At 36.0% G+C, this 16,502-nt stretch carries 15 protein-coding genes; 8 read left to right on the top strand and 7 right to left on the bottom strand.

Annotation, left to right across the window (positions count from 1 at the left end):
* The first annotated feature begins 85 nt into the window (after positions 1-85).
* The 3 genes from K5X82_04450 to K5X82_04440 all read left to right on the top strand — a co-directional run bounded on the left by K5X82_04450 (position 86) and on the right by K5X82_04440 (position 1,672).
* On the top strand, positions 86-661 hold the full coding sequence (locus tag K5X82_04450; protein ID QZT38155.1) for a TMEM175 family protein: 576 nt from the start codon (positions 86-88) through the stop codon (positions 659-661).
* A gap of 91 nt (positions 662-752) precedes the next feature.
* Positions 753-1,031, top strand: coding sequence for an N-acetyltransferase (locus K5X82_04445; GenBank protein QZT38154.1), 279 nt, complete (start codon positions 753-755; stop codon positions 1,029-1,031).
* A 14-nt stretch (positions 1,032-1,045) separates the two neighbouring features.
* On the top strand, positions 1,046-1,672 hold the full coding sequence (locus tag K5X82_04440; protein QZT38153.1) for a CDGSH iron-sulfur domain-containing protein: 627 nt from the start codon (positions 1,046-1,048) through the stop codon (positions 1,670-1,672).
* Between the two features lie 141 nt (positions 1,673-1,813).
* Here the strand turns inward: K5X82_04440 and K5X82_04435 are convergent, their stop codons facing one another.
* On the bottom strand, positions 1,814-3,079 hold the full coding sequence (locus tag K5X82_04435; protein QZT38152.1) for a hypothetical protein: 1,266 nt from the start codon (positions 3,077-3,079) through the stop codon (positions 1,814-1,816).
* Positions 3,080-3,475: 396 nt separating this feature from the next.
* Here K5X82_04435 and hisS point away from each other — a divergent pair, with 396 nt between their 5' ends.
* Positions 3,476-4,837, top strand: a complete 1,362-nt coding sequence (gene hisS / locus K5X82_04430) for a histidine--tRNA ligase (GenBank protein QZT38151.1) — start codon at positions 3,476-3,478, stop codon at positions 4,835-4,837.
* Between the two features lie 66 nt (positions 4,838-4,903).
* Here the strand turns inward: hisS and K5X82_04425 are convergent, their stop codons facing one another.
* Positions 4,904-5,683: an MBL fold metallo-hydrolase gene (locus K5X82_04425; protein ID QZT38150.1), complete on the bottom strand. Its 780-nt coding sequence runs from the start codon at positions 5,681-5,683 to the stop codon at positions 4,904-4,906.
* Between the two features lie 180 nt (positions 5,684-5,863).
* Here K5X82_04425 and K5X82_04420 point away from each other — a divergent pair, with 180 nt between their 5' ends.
* The 4 genes from K5X82_04420 to K5X82_04405 all read left to right on the top strand — a co-directional run bounded on the left by K5X82_04420 (position 5,864) and on the right by K5X82_04405 (position 8,397).
* Complete coding sequence (locus K5X82_04420; protein QZT38149.1) at positions 5,864-6,535, top strand: DUF4136 domain-containing protein; 672 nt, start codon at positions 5,864-5,866, stop codon at positions 6,533-6,535.
* Between the two features lie 28 nt (positions 6,536-6,563).
* A complete protein-coding gene (locus K5X82_04415; GenBank protein ID QZT38148.1) occupies positions 6,564-7,199 on the top strand; it encodes a hypothetical protein in 636 nt (211 codons plus the stop codon).
* A gap of 276 nt (positions 7,200-7,475) precedes the next feature.
* Positions 7,476-7,979 carry a flavodoxin gene (locus K5X82_04410; GenBank protein QZT38147.1) on the top strand — a complete coding sequence of 168 codons (504 nt, stop codon included), beginning with the start codon at positions 7,476-7,478 and terminating at the stop codon, positions 7,977-7,979.
* Between the two features lie 82 nt (positions 7,980-8,061).
* Complete coding sequence (locus tag K5X82_04405) at positions 8,062-8,397, top strand: DUF2023 family protein (protein ID QZT38146.1); 336 nt, start codon at positions 8,062-8,064, stop codon at positions 8,395-8,397.
* Positions 8,398-8,410: 13 nt separating this feature from the next.
* On the opposite strand, the gene K5X82_04400 is transcribed toward K5X82_04405, so the two are convergent.
* The 5 genes from K5X82_04400 to K5X82_04380 all read right to left on the bottom strand — a co-directional run bounded on the left by K5X82_04400 (position 8,411) and on the right by K5X82_04380 (position 16,412).
* Positions 8,411-9,982, bottom strand: coding sequence for a DUF4955 domain-containing protein (locus tag K5X82_04400; protein QZT38145.1), 1,572 nt, complete (start codon positions 9,980-9,982; stop codon positions 8,411-8,413).
* A gap of 164 nt (positions 9,983-10,146) precedes the next feature.
* Entirely contained in the window at positions 10,147-13,689 is a 3,543-nt protein-coding gene (locus K5X82_04395; GenBank protein QZT38144.1) for an AAA family ATPase, read from the bottom strand.
* A gap of 4 nt (positions 13,690-13,693) precedes the next feature.
* On the bottom strand, positions 13,694-14,920 hold the full coding sequence (gene sbcD, locus K5X82_04390) for an exonuclease subunit SbcD (protein QZT38143.1): 1,227 nt from the start codon (positions 14,918-14,920) through the stop codon (positions 13,694-13,696).
* Between the two features lie 96 nt (positions 14,921-15,016).
* Positions 15,017-15,325, bottom strand: a complete 309-nt coding sequence (locus K5X82_04385; GenBank protein QZT38142.1) for a hypothetical protein — start codon at positions 15,323-15,325, stop codon at positions 15,017-15,019.
* Positions 15,326-15,392: 67 nt separating this feature from the next.
* Positions 15,393-16,412 carry a DUF6340 family protein gene (locus tag K5X82_04380; GenBank protein QZT38141.1) on the bottom strand — a complete coding sequence of 340 codons (1,020 nt, stop codon included), beginning with the start codon at positions 16,410-16,412 and terminating at the stop codon, positions 15,393-15,395.
* Between the last annotated feature and the right edge of the window lie 90 nt (positions 16,413-16,502).

Raw genomic sequence — 16,502 nt, 5'->3', positions numbered from 1 at the left:
GTTGATCTTGGAAGAGGGGAGTGACGGATATTATTGAACCATTTTACTCTCTGTATGTTTTACTTTTGTAAAGAACGTTTTTAGTATGGAAACATCGAGACTCGAAGCATTTAGTGACGCGGTAATAGCAATTATTATTACCATAATGGTACTTGAAATGGAAGTTCCTCACTCTTCTTCTTTAGAGGCTCTTAAGCCTTTAGTACCTACTTTTATCACCTTTGTAATAAGTTTTGTTTTTCTAGGGATCTATTGGAATAATCATCACCACTTGATGCATGCCGTAAAGAGGGTAAATGGAAAGATATTATGGGCCAACTTACACCTCTTGTTTTGGTTGTCTCTATTTCCATTTGTGACAGGTTGGGTGGGACAGAATTTGTTCTCAATGTTTCCGACACTGCTTTATGGTATCGTATTGTTAATGGCCGCTTTTGCATATCATCTGCTTGTTATAACGATAATCAAGAGTGAAGGTAAAAGATCATTTGTATCACGATATATCGGAAGAGATTTTAAAGGAAAGGTTACTGTGGGAATTAATATTGTGGCAATTATATCTACTTTTTTATCTCCAATAATCTCTATGGTATTATATCTGTGTATGTCATTGATATGGATTATTCCAGATCGTAGGATTGAGAAGAATTTAAAGAGATAGTCTCTTTTTTTATGTCTGGAGACCTAACATAGAGTAGCAGTTTTTTATTTGTCATAACTTCAAAGAGTAAGAACTAGAATACTTATTGCTTATGAAAGTAATACACGAGAATGATGTCAAGAATGGGTTTTTGGGTGTTGAAGCAGATGGTGAGAGAGTTGCTTTGATGACTTATACTTGGGCCGGTGACAAGATGTTTATAATTGACCATACTGAGGTCTCTGAGGATTATGGACATAAAGGTTTCGGAATGATAATGGTCGAGTCTGCAGTGGAATTTGCAAGAGCGCAAGGTGTGAAAATTTATCCTTTATGTCCTTTTGCAAAACACATATTTGATACGGTCAGATCTTTTGATGATGTTTTGTAATAAATAAAGATACGATGAAAAAGAAAAATGGACAAATTGTAGTTTCAAAGTATAGTCCCCTGATGGCTGTCGATATTGAACTTTTTACTCAAGATGGTGAAATTTTACCAATGCCTAGAGTTTTTTCCCTTTGTCGTTGTGGTGCGTCGAAGAAAAAACCTTTTTGTGACGGGACGCATGCTTCCATTCACTTTTCGGGTGAGCGTGCACCTAATAAGGAGTTGGATAAAGCACCTCATGAATATAAAGGGGACAAGATGAGTGTCTTTGATAAAAGAGCATTATGTTGTCATCATGGTACTTGTAATCTCGAAGAGGTATTCACTCATGAGAAACCATGGATTAGACCCGAGAATGCTGAACGTGTTGAAGATGTGGTTGAAGTGGTTATGAAGTGTCCTACTGGTGCATTAACAGCGAAAGTTGGAGATGAAGAGTTCAAAGAGTGGTTCGATGTACAGAAGGTGATCGTGCGTAAAGATGGACCATATTATGTGCAAGGTGGTATTAAATTAATCGATGATCAATGGACAAATCTTGTTTTAGTAACTGAAGATCATTATGCTCTATGTCGCTGTGGTGCCTCTAAAATAAAACCATTGTGTGATGGGACGCATGCTTCAATAGGTTTTAAGGATTGATTCATCAAAGTGTCGTTCGTTTAAAATAATAAAGCTTCTCTGAAAAGAGAAGCTTTATTATTTTAAATCATGAAATGAGTTATATATTCGCAAGTCTTATAGCTCACTTTTAACTCTATTTTGTGCTTATTATCTTATTTCTTAGAAGAAGTATGACAATGAAAGCGTAACACGATTGTTTGCTACTTCTTCACTGTTGCTTATCTTCGCTTTGTTGCTATAGTCTACGTCTCCGTATGCGGCAACTGTATATTCGTATTCAGCAGCAAGTTGTAGGTTTTTTACCTTATAGTATACTGCTGGCGCAATACGGTAGCTGTAGTCTACATCTGTGTATTTACCAAATACATTATTTTTAGTATCTTCTCCTGATTGGTATATATCATCCTCATATTCGAAGTTTTTCATGTATCCACCAAATAAGGCAAGCTTTAAGCGATCAGATGTTTTATAGAAGAACTCTACAAATCCGTTAGCATTACAGCTTTGTGTATAGTCCACTTTACCGTTGTTTTGATTGATGTTCGTGATAGCATACCCTCCTCCCAGAAGCTGGTCACTCATGTTTTGTCCATACATCCCTTTCACTTTTACCTCGAAATCACCTGACGTAAGATCCGCATATGCCATAAAGCGATGAGAAGTCAATAGGTCTGTGTTCTTATAGGTTTTTTCATCAATGGTTGTTTCGTTGAATGGTTGAAGTGTAAGAAGATCATATGCGACTCCTGCCTTAAAGTTCTTTGATTCCGTTTTCAGTAGGAAGTTCATGTTTGGAGCCACTGCATTACGTTGGTAATCTGGAGATTTTCCATCTGGCCCTACACTTGAATATTGACTTTGATAGCATGCTGTGATTTGTGCTTTTAAGGTCTTATTTAAATTTTGCGTAAAACGGATCTGTGGTGCTCTGTTAAAAGGTTGGTATGGAATACCTGTGTTTAGGTTCAATACAACAGGGAATGTTGACGTTACAAACAATGGGTGCCAAGAACGCCCTACGAGTAGTGAACTTTTTTGCCAATCTAATTTTACATATGCATGGCGAAAACGAAGTACATTATTTGTTCCTGCAGCTCCTGTACTTCCAATAGCGTCGAATTCGAATAACCCACTTGTTTTTGCATTGAAAACGTCTGGACCTGTAATTCTAAAGCTTAGTCTTGAGAATAAGCTCAGTTCTCTTGCAGAAGCTTGATCGTTAAGGTCTTGTCCATTTGAATCTAACTCTGGTTTTTTAGGAAAAACGGAATACAATCCTTCTAATGCATAAACATTTTGACGGCTATCTACAACTGCGTCTGTACGGATGAAACCGTGAATAGATACTTTAGGTTTAGCATCTTTTTCTTGCCCCCAACTGAGTGCTGGAAGTAATAGTGCTAGGAGTAATAATGTTTTTTTCATAAATTGTACTTTGTGATGTTGATACTTCTATCTGTCTCTTTCCCTCCAAAGAAACGAACACAAAGAAAATGCTTTCCTAGTGATTAGGAAATCCAAATGACCAATAATTTAATTATTGTATATAAAAGTGCAATTTTCTTTCCCCAAAGATATAAAAACCAACAGAATAAAACATTTTATGTTTATATTTTAAAGCATTCTGAATTACTCATTTAGTGACAAAATATAGCTTCGTTTTAGTGAAAAAAGAGTATTTGAGGGGATAAAGAGTTGTATTGAATCGAATTATTATGGGATAAATGATTAATTTTGTGCTTTTCTACGTTTGGAGATTCTGTAAATCTGTGGTGTAGATTATTTAAAGATGTAATAAACAAAAACTCTAGATAGATTAAGATGGCACAAAAACCGTCCATACCAAAGGGAACACGAGATTTTGGACCTGAACAAATGTCCAAAAGAAACTATATCTTCGATACGATTCGTTCGGTGTTTAAGCTTTATGGTTTCCAACCTATAGAAACTCCTGCCATGGAGAACCTTTCAACTTTGATGGGTAAATATGGGGAAGAAGGAGATAAACTGTTATTTAAAGTGCTAAATTCAGGTGATTTTACAAAGAAAATTACTGATGCAGACTTTTCAGAGCGTAAGATTCCTCAGTTAACCAATAAGTTGAGTGAGAAAGGGTTGCGTTATGACTTAACTGTTCCTTTTGCACGATATGTGGTACAACATAGAAATGAGATCAACTTTCCATTTAAACGTTACCAAGTTCAGCCTGTATGGCGTGCTGATCGTCCTCAAAGAGGTCGATATCGTGAGTTCTATCAGTGTGATGTAGATGTGGTTGGTAGTGATTCACTAATGAATGAAGTGGAGCTTATCCAAATTGTGGATGAGGTTTATCGTCGTTTAGGTATTCGTACGGTGATCAAGTTAAACAATCGAAAAGTGCTAGCAGGTATTGCTGAGACGATTGGTGCTGCAGATCGTATGATCGATATTACTGTGGCTATCGATAAACTTGATAAGATTGGTCTAGACAATGTCAATAAGGAGCTTGTAGAGAAAGGGATATCTGAAAGTGCAGTCGAAAAACTTCAACCTATTCTTCAGTTAAGTGGAACCAATCAAGAGAAGCTGACGCAGATCGAAGAGGTTATCGGATCTTCTGAAGTTGGGATGAAAGGAATTGAGGAACTTCGTGAAATCTTTGGATATTTGACCTTGTTTGATTTAGATGTAGAGATTGAACTTGATCTAACATTAGCTAGAGGATTGAACTATTATACCGGTGCAATTTTTGAAGTAAAAGCAAAAGATGCTGTCATGGGCTCAATTACAGGTGGAGGTCGTTATGATGATCTTACAGGTATTTTTGGGCTAAAAGATGTTTCAGGTGTTGGTATCTCTTTCGGTGCAGATCGTATTTATGATGTATTGGAGTCGTTGGATCTTTTTCCCAAAGATAGTATTACGACTACAAAAGTGTTCTTTGTTAACTTTGGAAAAGAGGAGGAGCTATATTGTTTGCCAATCATCTCTAAGTTAAGAAAAGCAGGTATCTCAAGTGAAATTTTTGGGAACAATGCTAAGATGAAGAAACAGATGACCTATGCGAACGCAAAAGGAATTCCTTATGTTGTTTTGGTGGGTGAGTCTGAAATGAAAGAGGGGGTCGTAACACTTAAAAATATGGAAACAGGTGAACAGCAACAAGTATCTGTTGATGTTATGATTGAGACTTTGTCATAGTCAGCTATTGTTTTCAGGGAAATATATACAAAAAAGGTAACCTATTGAGGGTTACCTTTTGTCGTTTTATAATGTTAGTCTTTGTCCATCCAAAGGAATAAAGATATTGTGTATTTTTGCCTCTTTCACCCTCTGTTTTAATGATTCGCGAGTTTCTAAGCAGTGATCTAAAGCATCTAAATGGACAGCTACAACTTTTGCTTCTGGTGCTTGTCTTGCGATCTCTACTGTATCATCACTATTCATCAGTATTTGATGTTCACCAAGATGTAAGGCTCCTCCTGAATGGGTAATGATTATCTCAGGCTTGGTTCTGTGAATATTCTTTCTTACATCATTGTCTAATATGCTGTCTCCTACCCAATATAGGGTATCATACCCTGGGGCCTCAATGATAAATCCTGTAACTTTCCCTAGTTGATCTTCAATTTCGTGTTCCCCTTGACTTGCGTCTTGGCGATGTATTGTAACATCTTTCCACTTTAACGTGTCATTGATAGTATGAACATTTCTAAACCCCATCTCTCTTAAGATAATCGAATCTTCATATACACAAATGATAGGTTTGTTTTTTGGAATCAGCTCCATTGCTTTTTGATCAAACTTATCAGGGTGTAGATGTGAGATGAGTACTACGTCGATATCTTCTAATATCTTCTCTATTGGTACAGGAAGATCCGTTGTTGGGTTGTTTTTTTTATCAGGTACAACAAAAGACATAAATGAGCCCTTGTCAGAGAGCATCGGATCGGTTAAAATATTAATACCAAAATGTTCGATCCTCATCGTAGCATTACGGTATAATGTAATGTGAATTGGATACTTTTTGATAGACTTCTGATTCATGATTTCAACAATTTAGAGTGTTTTTTTTATTTTATTGAACAATCTAATGTTTCATTTTGTTTCCTTTTTAGATAGTTAAAATAGAAGATCTTACAGTGTTTTTTTGCTGTGAGATTGAACCATATAGCAAATCTATGTGTTTGATAATAACTAGAGATAAATGAATTAAAACTATTTCGCATGAAGAAACGAGGCTTATATTTAAATCTTTTGGCAATCATTGTCGCTGTGTTTGCCTTTATGGGTTGTGAGGATCGCGGTCCAGAGTATATTAGTGATTATGATGTAGTCTATACTAATTATGATAAAGGAAAACAGTTTGGGGATGTGAAGACATATCAGATGCCTGACACCGTAATGTTCTTGGTTCCTAAAGATGACCAAAATTTGTTGAGCCATAGTTATGACAAAACTTTATTGGCTAGTGTGAAAGAAAATTTAGATGCACTGGGATGGACACAACTTACAAAAGCAGAAGAAGGTGTCGTTGAACCAGACCTTTTTGTTACTGTTTCTGCTGTTACAACTACTTGGGTAAATCAATATTGGTATGACGATTGGTGGTATTGGTGGGGTGATTACCCCGGTTTTTATCCTGGCTGGGGCTGGGGAGGTGGTTATTACCCTTGGTATGGCTATCCAATGTACTATACTACTTATGATACAGGTACCGTTTTTGTTGAGATGTTAGATCCTAGCAAAAATACTGATAAAGAAGAAAAAATTGGAGCTGTATGGGTAGGTGTAATTAATGGGTTACTTGAAGGTAGTAATATTAATGCTCGTATTCAGACCAATGTAGACCAGGCCTTTAAACAGTCACCTTATTTAGAAGGTACAGTTAGTCAATGATAGTTGTTAAATGAAAAAATATTAGAGTATGAAAAAGTATATTCTCTTTTTAGCTGTATCGCTTTTTATATGTATGGGGGTGAGTAAAGCACAAATATATGCAGATACAGAAATGACGACCTCCACCATGTCAACAGAGAACCTTTTCTTTATTGACTATACCATGGGCTTTCCATCAGGTGATATTGTTGATTTTGTAAGTCCAACAAGTTTTAGAGGTTTCTCTATGGACTTTCGTCATATGATGAACGATAAAATATCGTTGGGTATATCAGCTGGATTCCAAAGCTTTTATGAGGATTTTGGTGAGATGGATATGACCATTAATAATGGGACATTACACGGAGAGACTTATCATTACCTTTATAGTGTGCCACTATATGCTAATGCTCATTACTACTTCTCTGGAGGAGATAAAATGAAGTTATTTATAGGATGTGGTGTTGGTACTATCTATAATGACAGAGATACTGTTGTGGGAGGTATATCCATGAGTGATAAGGCTTGGCAGTTTGCTGTAGCTCCTGAAGTAGGTCTATTATTCCAAGCGAATGACTATATGGGAGTTCAGGTTCGTGGTACTTATGATATGGCTTTTGAGTCTGGTGATACCGAGGCTGTAGCTTATTATCGTTTACATGTAGGTTTTTACTACAATTTTTAATCATAGATAATACATATTTGATTTGTTTGAGCTACATCCTTTCGAGGGTGTAGCTTTTTTCATTAAAAGTAGGTATTGGTTAACTGTTTGATAGATTGTGTATTGTCTGTTTTATTTAGAATAAATAAGCATAAAATCCCTATAAATGGTGATTGATATGCCCCATATATATTGATAGTTTTGTCTAAGACAAATGAGAGAGAGAAAATTAAATCTCTCAAAATTATATGAATGAATGGCCTAATGTGTCATCCTAATAAATAAAATAATAAGATTATGGGTAAAACAGCTATTGTATTTGGATCTACCACAGGTAATACGGAGAGTGTTGCTGAAATGATTGCAGAAAAGCTTGGTGGTGATGCTTCCATTCTTAATGTTGATGATATGTCATCTTCTGATTTTGAATCGTATGATAATCTTATTCTTGGAACTTCTACTTGGGGTAGTGGTGACTTGCAAGATGATTGGGAAGGATCTATTGATGATCTTGAATCAGCAGACCTTAACGGTAAAGTAATTGCTCTCTTTGGTCTTGGAGATGCAGAGAGTTATAGCGATACTTTCGTTGACGGTATGGGTAAGGTTTATGAAGCGGTAAAGGATAAAGGATGTACTTTAGTTGGCGCTGTAGATACAGATGGTTATGACTATGAAGAGTCAGAAGCAGTGGTGGATGGTAAGTTCGTTGGACTACCGTTAGACCAAGATAATGCAGATGATGAAACAGAAGATAGGGTAACCAATTGGGTAGAAAGCTTTAAATCATTGTTGAAATAAAACATCGTGTGTGAAAGCCATAAGGGGAGCAATCTCTTTATGGCTTATTTTTTGTCTGTTAATTTTAATATAAGGGGGTATTATGAAAGTTTTTGTGCATCATGTATATGAATATAAAAAAGGGCTGAGGAATTTGGTATTACATACTATGGGGCGTATGATGGTACAAGAGGCAATTAAACGGCTTGAAGGATCAAATATCGACTACCATATTCAGGATGTTACCAATTCGAAGGTGAATGTGTTTTTTGGAGCAAAGGAGTGTGTTAAAATTGTGAAGAAGATCTGTGATAAACCGCTCAATGAGCTCTCTGCAGAAGAAGACTTTATGTTGGGGATCATGTTAGGATATGATCGTAAGGTGCAATGTGAGAGATATCTATCACGAAGCCAATACGCAAAAGTAATGGCTTCGTAATAGTATATTTGTTCTATTTGAACTCAACCTTTTTTAGCTCTACTAACCATTTGGGTAATTTGCCTAATCTAAGTTTTAGTTGCTCTTCGTAAAGAGATTCTGGTTTTACAGGTGTTCCGTGTGACTCATCAATCTTTACTTGTGAAGCCTCAAATGTTGTTCCTGCACCATGGAAACCTACGATGGTTGGAGGTAGAAGTTTCCAGAACCATGTTTTTGATGACCAAAATTCGAAACCACTCTCTGCTTTATCAGTCTCTTTAAAGTTCCATAAAATTAAGTCTTCCATATGATTTGGAAGATTCTGTCTTGCACCTCCTGCACGACCTAAAAAGAAACCACCTTCAACACAGTCGAAAAGAGTTGCTCTCGGTTGTGATGCGTGGGATTCAAAACTAGTTTTGTCAGTATATCGAACTCTCCAAATCACTGTTCCAATAGTAGAACTAGCAACACCTGGTGCATGCCATTGTGATGATTGATCATCGATTTTACCTAAGAATACTCTTGACGATGCACTCGCACCTATCGAACTGTGACCTGGAGTCCCTGTGATAACACAGTTAATAACAGATACATTGGCTGAACCTGAAATATGAGATATTCTGTTGAAATCATGAAATGAACATCTACGCATGTAACTATTAACGACACGTCCTAATTTTACAGCAGAGTAACCACCATCATGAAGAGGATTCTTATGATGAATAAAGTTTTCTTTCCAATTTCCAACAAAAGCAATGTCTTCAACTCCTACCTCTTCACTAGAAGCGAAAGTGTAAAGTTTCCAACCATATTGACTCTCCACTTTGTGCATTACAGGTTCGTAGAAAGTTACTTTATTTCCATTGATCGATTTAATCTGATGGTACTCTTTTACATAAATACCTTTCTTTTCTCTTATTGACTTCCATGATTTATCCACTTTACAGCCACACATCTCATGTTCGATAAGGTCTGGGTCTGTATTGCTCAAACGGATATATACCCATTGTCCCTCTTTTAGTCCTGATGCAGATAATAGATGAACTGTTGATTCTCCTTTCTCAAGATCATTAAGTACGTTTGAGATATAGGCATCTTTCCCTTTTGCTGTGAACTCAATAAAATATGGGCATGTCCAAAGCTTATTTGGATCTTTAGGTGGAAGATCTTTTGCAAAATAGAGCTTTGTTCCCCCTTCGCCTGATCCACTTCCTCTCAGGACAATCTTGTCTCCACTAATGGTAATTGGCTTGGTAGGATCTTTTTTCTCTTGTAAGCGATACTCGCCTGCTGGGAAGAATACAATACCAGAACCATTCTTTTCCGCTGCACGAATTGCTTTTTGAACCGCTTTGCGGTCAGACCTCTTGTCATTTGGTTTTGCTCCAAACTTAGTGACGTCAAAAACTTTATAGTCCGCATCAGGGATGGCTTTTTCTCCTCTGTGATATCCTGCATAACTAAAGTCAGGAAGATCTGTCACTTGTTTATCACTCTTCTGTTGAAGAAAAGTATTCCAAGTTTTGCTCTCTTGTGCTTTTATGTTTACGGTTAATCCAAGCGTAAGAGTGATGGCAAAGAATATGTTTTTCTTTATCATTTTAAATGATTTATTTATTATTCGTATCTGTCACAAATATAACGGAACACCATCACTTTATAGGTTAAAAAACGTCCTATCGGTACATGGATTTTATCTGTCAAGTAAAAAACGAACATTTTTACCACATTTCAGTGATGATGACTCATTTTTGGTACTTTGATTTATGAAATTATGTCTAGTGTACTATACCCATTATTCTGCTTTTGTAAAGATATTTGGGTCGCAATACGATCTTTAATCTCTTTCACGTGGCTAATTATTCCAATAGTTCTGTTTTGCTCGACTTGAAGCTTCTCAAGTGCATTGAGAGCAATGTCTAATGCTTCTTGATCTAGTGTGCCAAAACCTTCATCAATAAATAGTGATTCGATTTGAGTTTTTCTTCCCGCTAGCTCAGAAAGTGCAATTGCTAAGGATAGACTGACAATAAATTTTTCTCCTCCAGAAAGAGTCTTCACTGACCGCATACTGTCACCATGGTAAGTATCCACAATAAATAGGTCATCAATCTTATCTGTTTTTTGATAGCTAATCCAGTATCTGTCTGTAAGATTATTCAAGTGCTTGTTGGCATGATACAATAGTTTTCGTAGTGTTAACTCTTGTGCATATTTAGCAAATTTATTTCCACTAGCATCACCGATCAGTTCCGTAAGGTTTCTCCATTTTACGGTTTCTTTACTTTGTTTCTCGACCTCTTCAATTAGCTTTTTTGCATTTTTCTTGTTGAGATCATTTTGTTTTAACTTGTTTTCAATGATACCCATCTCCTTCAATAAGTCATTGTGTTGATTTTGAAGTGTCTCTAAGGTGCTATTCCAAAAAGTAATATCTCTATTTGGTTCAACTTCTGATCTGATCTTTTTGAGTCTCTCTTCTGAAAGTGTCAATAACTCCGATACGCGTATTTTTTGCTCTTCAAGCTGTTTGAGTTCCTCTTTTAAGGAGTGATAACGTTCTTGAGAAAGAATATCTTGGATTAGTGATTCAATGTTAGAGTATCCCAAAGGAGTAATGATATCATGGATCTGTTCCGATAGGCTATTAAACTCTTTTGTGATCTGATCTAGCTCTACCTCGTTTTGTTTTAAACTCTTTTTGTGGAACTCATGATTTTCATTTGCAACGATCTTCTTCTTTTCCAGAATTGTAACATGCTCTTGCTGATCTGTCAGTTTGGTTTGCCAGCGCTTCTCCTCCTCTTTTGGTGATTTGTCATCGAGAAGAGATATGCGTTTTTTTGCTATTTTAGACTGTTCATTACCAATATCCTCCATCTCTTTCTCTAGAGTTTGTGCTTGTTGACTCTCACTCTTTTTCTCTGAGATATGGATCTGTTTTTGAGAATGCAGATCGTTGACCTGTTTTACAACTCTTTCTGATTGATCTTTTGCTTTTTCGAAGTGTAAAATCATTTCCTTTCGGTTATCAATCTCTTCTTTTAGCAGCAGAGGTGATTCGATTTTATGGAATCCATGTGAACGAAGATTACTTTGATAACCATGGAGTAGCTCATATTTCTGATGGAGCTCGTCAATCATTACCTTTCTTATTGTTGCATCTTTTAGTTGTCCAAAGAGCTTTTTAAATTGATCGATTTGGTCTTGTCTATCCTCTAGTTTCTTTTGCTCTAGATTTAGTTGAGAAAGGGAGTTGTTTAAATAGGATTTTGTGGTTGTAAGTTTATGTTTTGCTTCTTGTTGTTCAACCAGTAACTGTTTCCACTTTTTAATCCATGCCCCTCCTTGCTCTTTTGTAGTAAGGAGTTTCGTGAGATTTTGTTGTAACTTATCGAGTACTTTTTGTTCGGAGGCCACTTGTTCTTCCGCCTTGTTGATCTCTTTTGATGTATTATCTATATTCGTCTCTCTATCATGTTCTCTATAGGGGTGTTCTAATGCCCCACAAAGAGGACATGGGTTTCCCTCAGTCAGTCTTTGACGGTCATCAGAGTATTTTGCCTCTAATACCTCTCTCTTTTGTTTGGTCAATAGCTCTTTAAGTCTTAATTGCAAGATCTGATGTCGTCCTTTCTTATGTTCTAGCTCTTGCCTTAACTCAGTAAGTTCTCCATCAATTCGATCTTGATTTTTCATCTCTTGATCAATAAGATTTTTGATCTCTTGCTCTTTTTCCAAAAGTGTCTTAAGAGATGTAATGGATGATAATAGCAGCGAATTTGTATGATGCTCCTTGTCTAAAGAGGTTTCATCAAGTTCAGATAGCTCGTCTCTCTTCTTTTTAATATATTCTAAAGCAGCTTGTTGGCTATTTGCTATATGGGTTAGCTTATCATCTATTTCAGACTGCTGTTCAATAGATATAATCGTCGGATTATTTGAGTGTTGTTGGATAATTTGCTTTATCTCTTTCCGACACTGTATCCATTGAGTATAAGTTGATTCATTTAATGTAATATTTAATTTATATGCCCCGATCTCTTTTTCACGTCCAAGTAGATCTTTTTGCTTCTCTTGTTCTATTGATAGTTGTGACAACTGACTATCAATAGACTGAATCTGTATGGCGCGATGGTTTTCTTGTTTTGTTAACGATGCTTTCTGTTTCTCTAAGCTTGCTCTATTTTCAGCAATGATATTAATCTTCTGATCTAATTGTTCTACTTCTTGCCAGAGAGGTTGGAGTTTTAGATATTGTTCCTTTGCGAGATCTAATTGTTTTTGCTCTTCAACGAAAGAAGATTGATGTAATTTCAATTCTGTTGCTCCATGCTCTACTACTTCTAGAAGTTCTGTAATAGCAATTTTACTTTCGATGTAAAGACTCTTTTTCTGCTTATACTTATCTATATCAACAAGGTAAGGCGTTATCTTTTCATGTTGACTGATCTGCTCTCTTTTCTTCTCGAAAGACAGAAGCTTTTCTATTATATTATCTTTTGTGGCTTGGTCTTTCTGTATTTGGGATATGATACCCTCTTTTTGAATATGAAGTTGTTGCTGACTTTGTGCTGTTTTAAGTTCCGCAAATAAGTTTTCTATCTTCTCAAGAAGTTGTCTCTTCTCTAACTGAATATTCTGTAATTCGTCTGAAGTTAGAATATGTAGATATGAAAGCTCTAATTTTAACTGTTCTAGCTTCTGTTGTTCTTCCTTATTCCTATCGAAGGCTTCGATCCCAATTTTACGATAGACTTCTGTGCCTGTTAATTTTTCTAACAGTTCGCCTCGTTCGTTTGAATTGGCTTCAATGAATTTTGTAAAGGCCCCTTGAGATAGCATCATGGATTTGATAAACTGATCGAAGTTCAACCCAATGATTTGGCTATTTTCAGTTGGAATATACTTTCGCTTCACTGAAATAATTTCATCTTCTCCATCATTGATCTTCACGAGCTCCATGTCGTAATCACGAAGTGTGCCTGTTCGTGTGCTGGAGATCATCCATTTAGAACGGTATGTCTGTCCATTTACTTCATAGGTAACTTCTGCGAGTGCACTTTTGGTATTTCGTGTCATGATAGCGCCGTAGTTGGCCACTTCACTCTTCGATAACTTCCCCGTTCTTGGTGTTTGATTAAAGAGAGCCAAACATATCGCGTCTAATATCGTACTTTTACCTGATCCCGTTGGTCCAATAATGGCAAATATACCTGTGTCAGCAAGAGGTTTCTGATCAAAGTTAATGGTATGTCTACCTTTTAGAGAATGTATATTTTCTATGGTGATGTTACGAATTTTCATAGTCTTAATCTAATAAGGTTGGATTATCCTGAAGTAGTTCATTTAATGTTTGTAGTAAAAGTTCATCATCTTCAATTCCCTTGTCGACTATGAGAGAGGTAAAAACTTCTTTAATTGTCATTTCACTAAGATCCTTTGTGTATTGATCTCGTTCACTCGTAATGTTCTCATTTTGATCAAACTGTAAACTCTCTTTTATAATTTTATATTGATCAGTTTCGCGTTCACTCTCTAGCCAACTTTCATAGGTTGAGATGATATTGGGGTCATAGGTTGGCTCTATAACCTGTATCTCAAACCAATCTTTCTTCTCCAATTCAGATTGATGTTGTTGAAGTGTTAATTGAACCTCTGCGAGTGTTCCTTTCGTTCTTTTCCAGTAACGAAGTTTTGGTGTCTCTAACTCTTTGGTCGATATATTACCGTCCGAATCATCGATGTCAACAAGAATTACTTTTTTTATATCCTTATGCTCTGAAAAAGATAGTGGAATCGGAGATCCACAGTAACGGATATGATCATTTCCCTGTATCTTTTGTGGACGATGTATATGCCCTAATGCAAAATAGTCGATTTCTGGAGGAAATTTATCTATTGGGACTCCTTGAAGTGATCCAATATGAATCTCTCTTTCACTATCAGACATGGATACTCCTGTGACCAATAAATGCCCCATTGCAATAATAGTTGGAGAGATTGTGTTGTCTTCAAGTATATGATCTACGGCTTCTCTGTAGTGTGTTGCTATCCCAAGAGCTGTCGCTTTCATCTTGGTCTCAAAGGATTCGCCTGGTGATGATTTTCGGATTTCTCTATCTCGAAGAAAAGGGGTCGCAATAATGACTAGTGGCCTTTCAGGATTTGAAGTCTCTATACGAATAATCTCTTTCTCCATCTCATTGGGCATCCCACCTACGATATCAATATTTAAGGCTTTTAGAATCTCTTTTGGGGCATTAAGTGTACTTGCTTGATCATGGTTTCCACCAGTGATAATAACTCTTTTACAAAAAGAGTCTTTTAACTCTAGTAGAAAATGATAATAAAGGTGTAACATCTGATTGGATGGATACCCGATATCAAATATATCTCCTGATACGATCAATACATCCACCTCTTCTTTATTAATAGTCTGGATTAACCAATGAAAGAAATTTTTGTGCTCTTCAGTTCTATCCTGTAGTTGTAGTCTGTGTCCTATATGCCAGTCAGATGTGTGTAAGATTTTCATTTGTAGGTAGATGAAAAAAAGACCGCTCAATATGCTTTGTTTAAAAGCAAAGGAGTAGTCTTTTATTTATAGAATATGGTTTGCTCTAAATTGTGATTACGACTCCATTTGCTTTCTAAGCGCTTCCAATTTTGGATCTTGAAAAGGCTGATAAGTCTGTGTTAAAGGATTAAGAGAGATGATTGTGTAGATTTGCTCTACTCTCATATCTGTTTTCTTAAGAGAAAGATGGTCTGCAATTGTGTTAAAAATACGTTGATCGTCTCGTCCCTCTTCTGTAATCGAGATGATTTTATCGATCAAAGGAGCCACTTCTTGATACCCAATAGAGTGATCCATTACTTGAGCAACCTGTTCGATAATTTCATTTACCATTTCTTCTTGAACATCTATCTTTTTTGCCATATCTTTTTTTTGCAAATTAGTGAAAAAAGATGGAAATAGAGAAGGAGAATGCCTAACTAATTTTTGTTTATTCTTCTAAATCGAGCAGTTGCTGTTTATAAAAATTAGAAGGGTATGAATATCTGAGATTTAAAGATTGATCAATTAGTTCCATCGCTTTCTCTGGATATCCCATCATCTCTTCACATATAGCCATGTTGTGAAAGACCTTATACTTATTTGAATTATACTCACCACTTTCTAAACACTTTTTGAAATAGGTTAAAACCTTACCCCATTCGAATTTCTTTACTTGTGGAATAATCAGTTCCTGTTCATATTTCTTGTTTAAGAAAAAGAAATTTCTCGAGCTTTTCTCCCATTTAGGTGTGATCTTTTTCGCAATATCCTCACTGCTTACATATGCCAAATTACCATTTATTTGATAAAAAGGAGGAATTGCTTTAAGTATTGTGTTAAGATTGTATCCTTCAGAATTCCAGTATAGTGATGCCTGCTTTTTTGTTGTGAAAAGCACCTTGTTCTGAACAAGGTCGTAGTATCTCCATACAGCAATATATTTACCAGCAACTTCTAGATTCTTAAGTTTCATACTATATTGTGAATCGAAAACAGTACTGTTTATTTGTGTGATAATTCCTTCTAGAACCAATGCTTTGGGTACACGATATTGTGAATATAATAGCAACATTTGTGCTTCTGAGAGGGGGGCTTTTATTATTTGTGTTGAGTCTTGTGTGGTGGTGTCATTTTTAAAACTATTTAAGTCTAGAACCACCTCTTTGTTTTGATGATATAGCTGATCAGCCATACTTTGTGTTGCAATTGTTGTGCTAATATCACTATTAATGATTGTATCTCCAGTTAGTTTGTGAGAAAGAAAAAAGCTTTGAATCGTTAGTGAATCAAGTGATTTGCTGAGGAAATTATTTCCCCTGTTTACTACAAGAACTGTTTCATCCTCTAGTGGGATTTTACTACTTGTCTCTCCCAATTGCTCAATAGGAATATTATAGGTCATTTTGCATGAAAACATTCCCAATAGTATTATAAGCAGTGTAAAGCGTCCAATATATCTATCCATCATCCTACAAGAAAAGTCGATTACGTTAAAAATAACTTACCAGTTTGTAAATGTACAAAAATTATACCATGATTTAGAGTACTTTTTTTTACT

Source organism: Prolixibacteraceae bacterium, assembly GCA_019856515.1.
Lineage (GTDB): Bacteria > Bacteroidota > Bacteroidia > Bacteroidales > Prolixibacteraceae > Halosquirtibacter > Halosquirtibacter xylanolyticus.
Note: the sequence above shows the minus strand (reverse complement) of the source record. Positions and strands in the feature narration are given on the sequence as shown.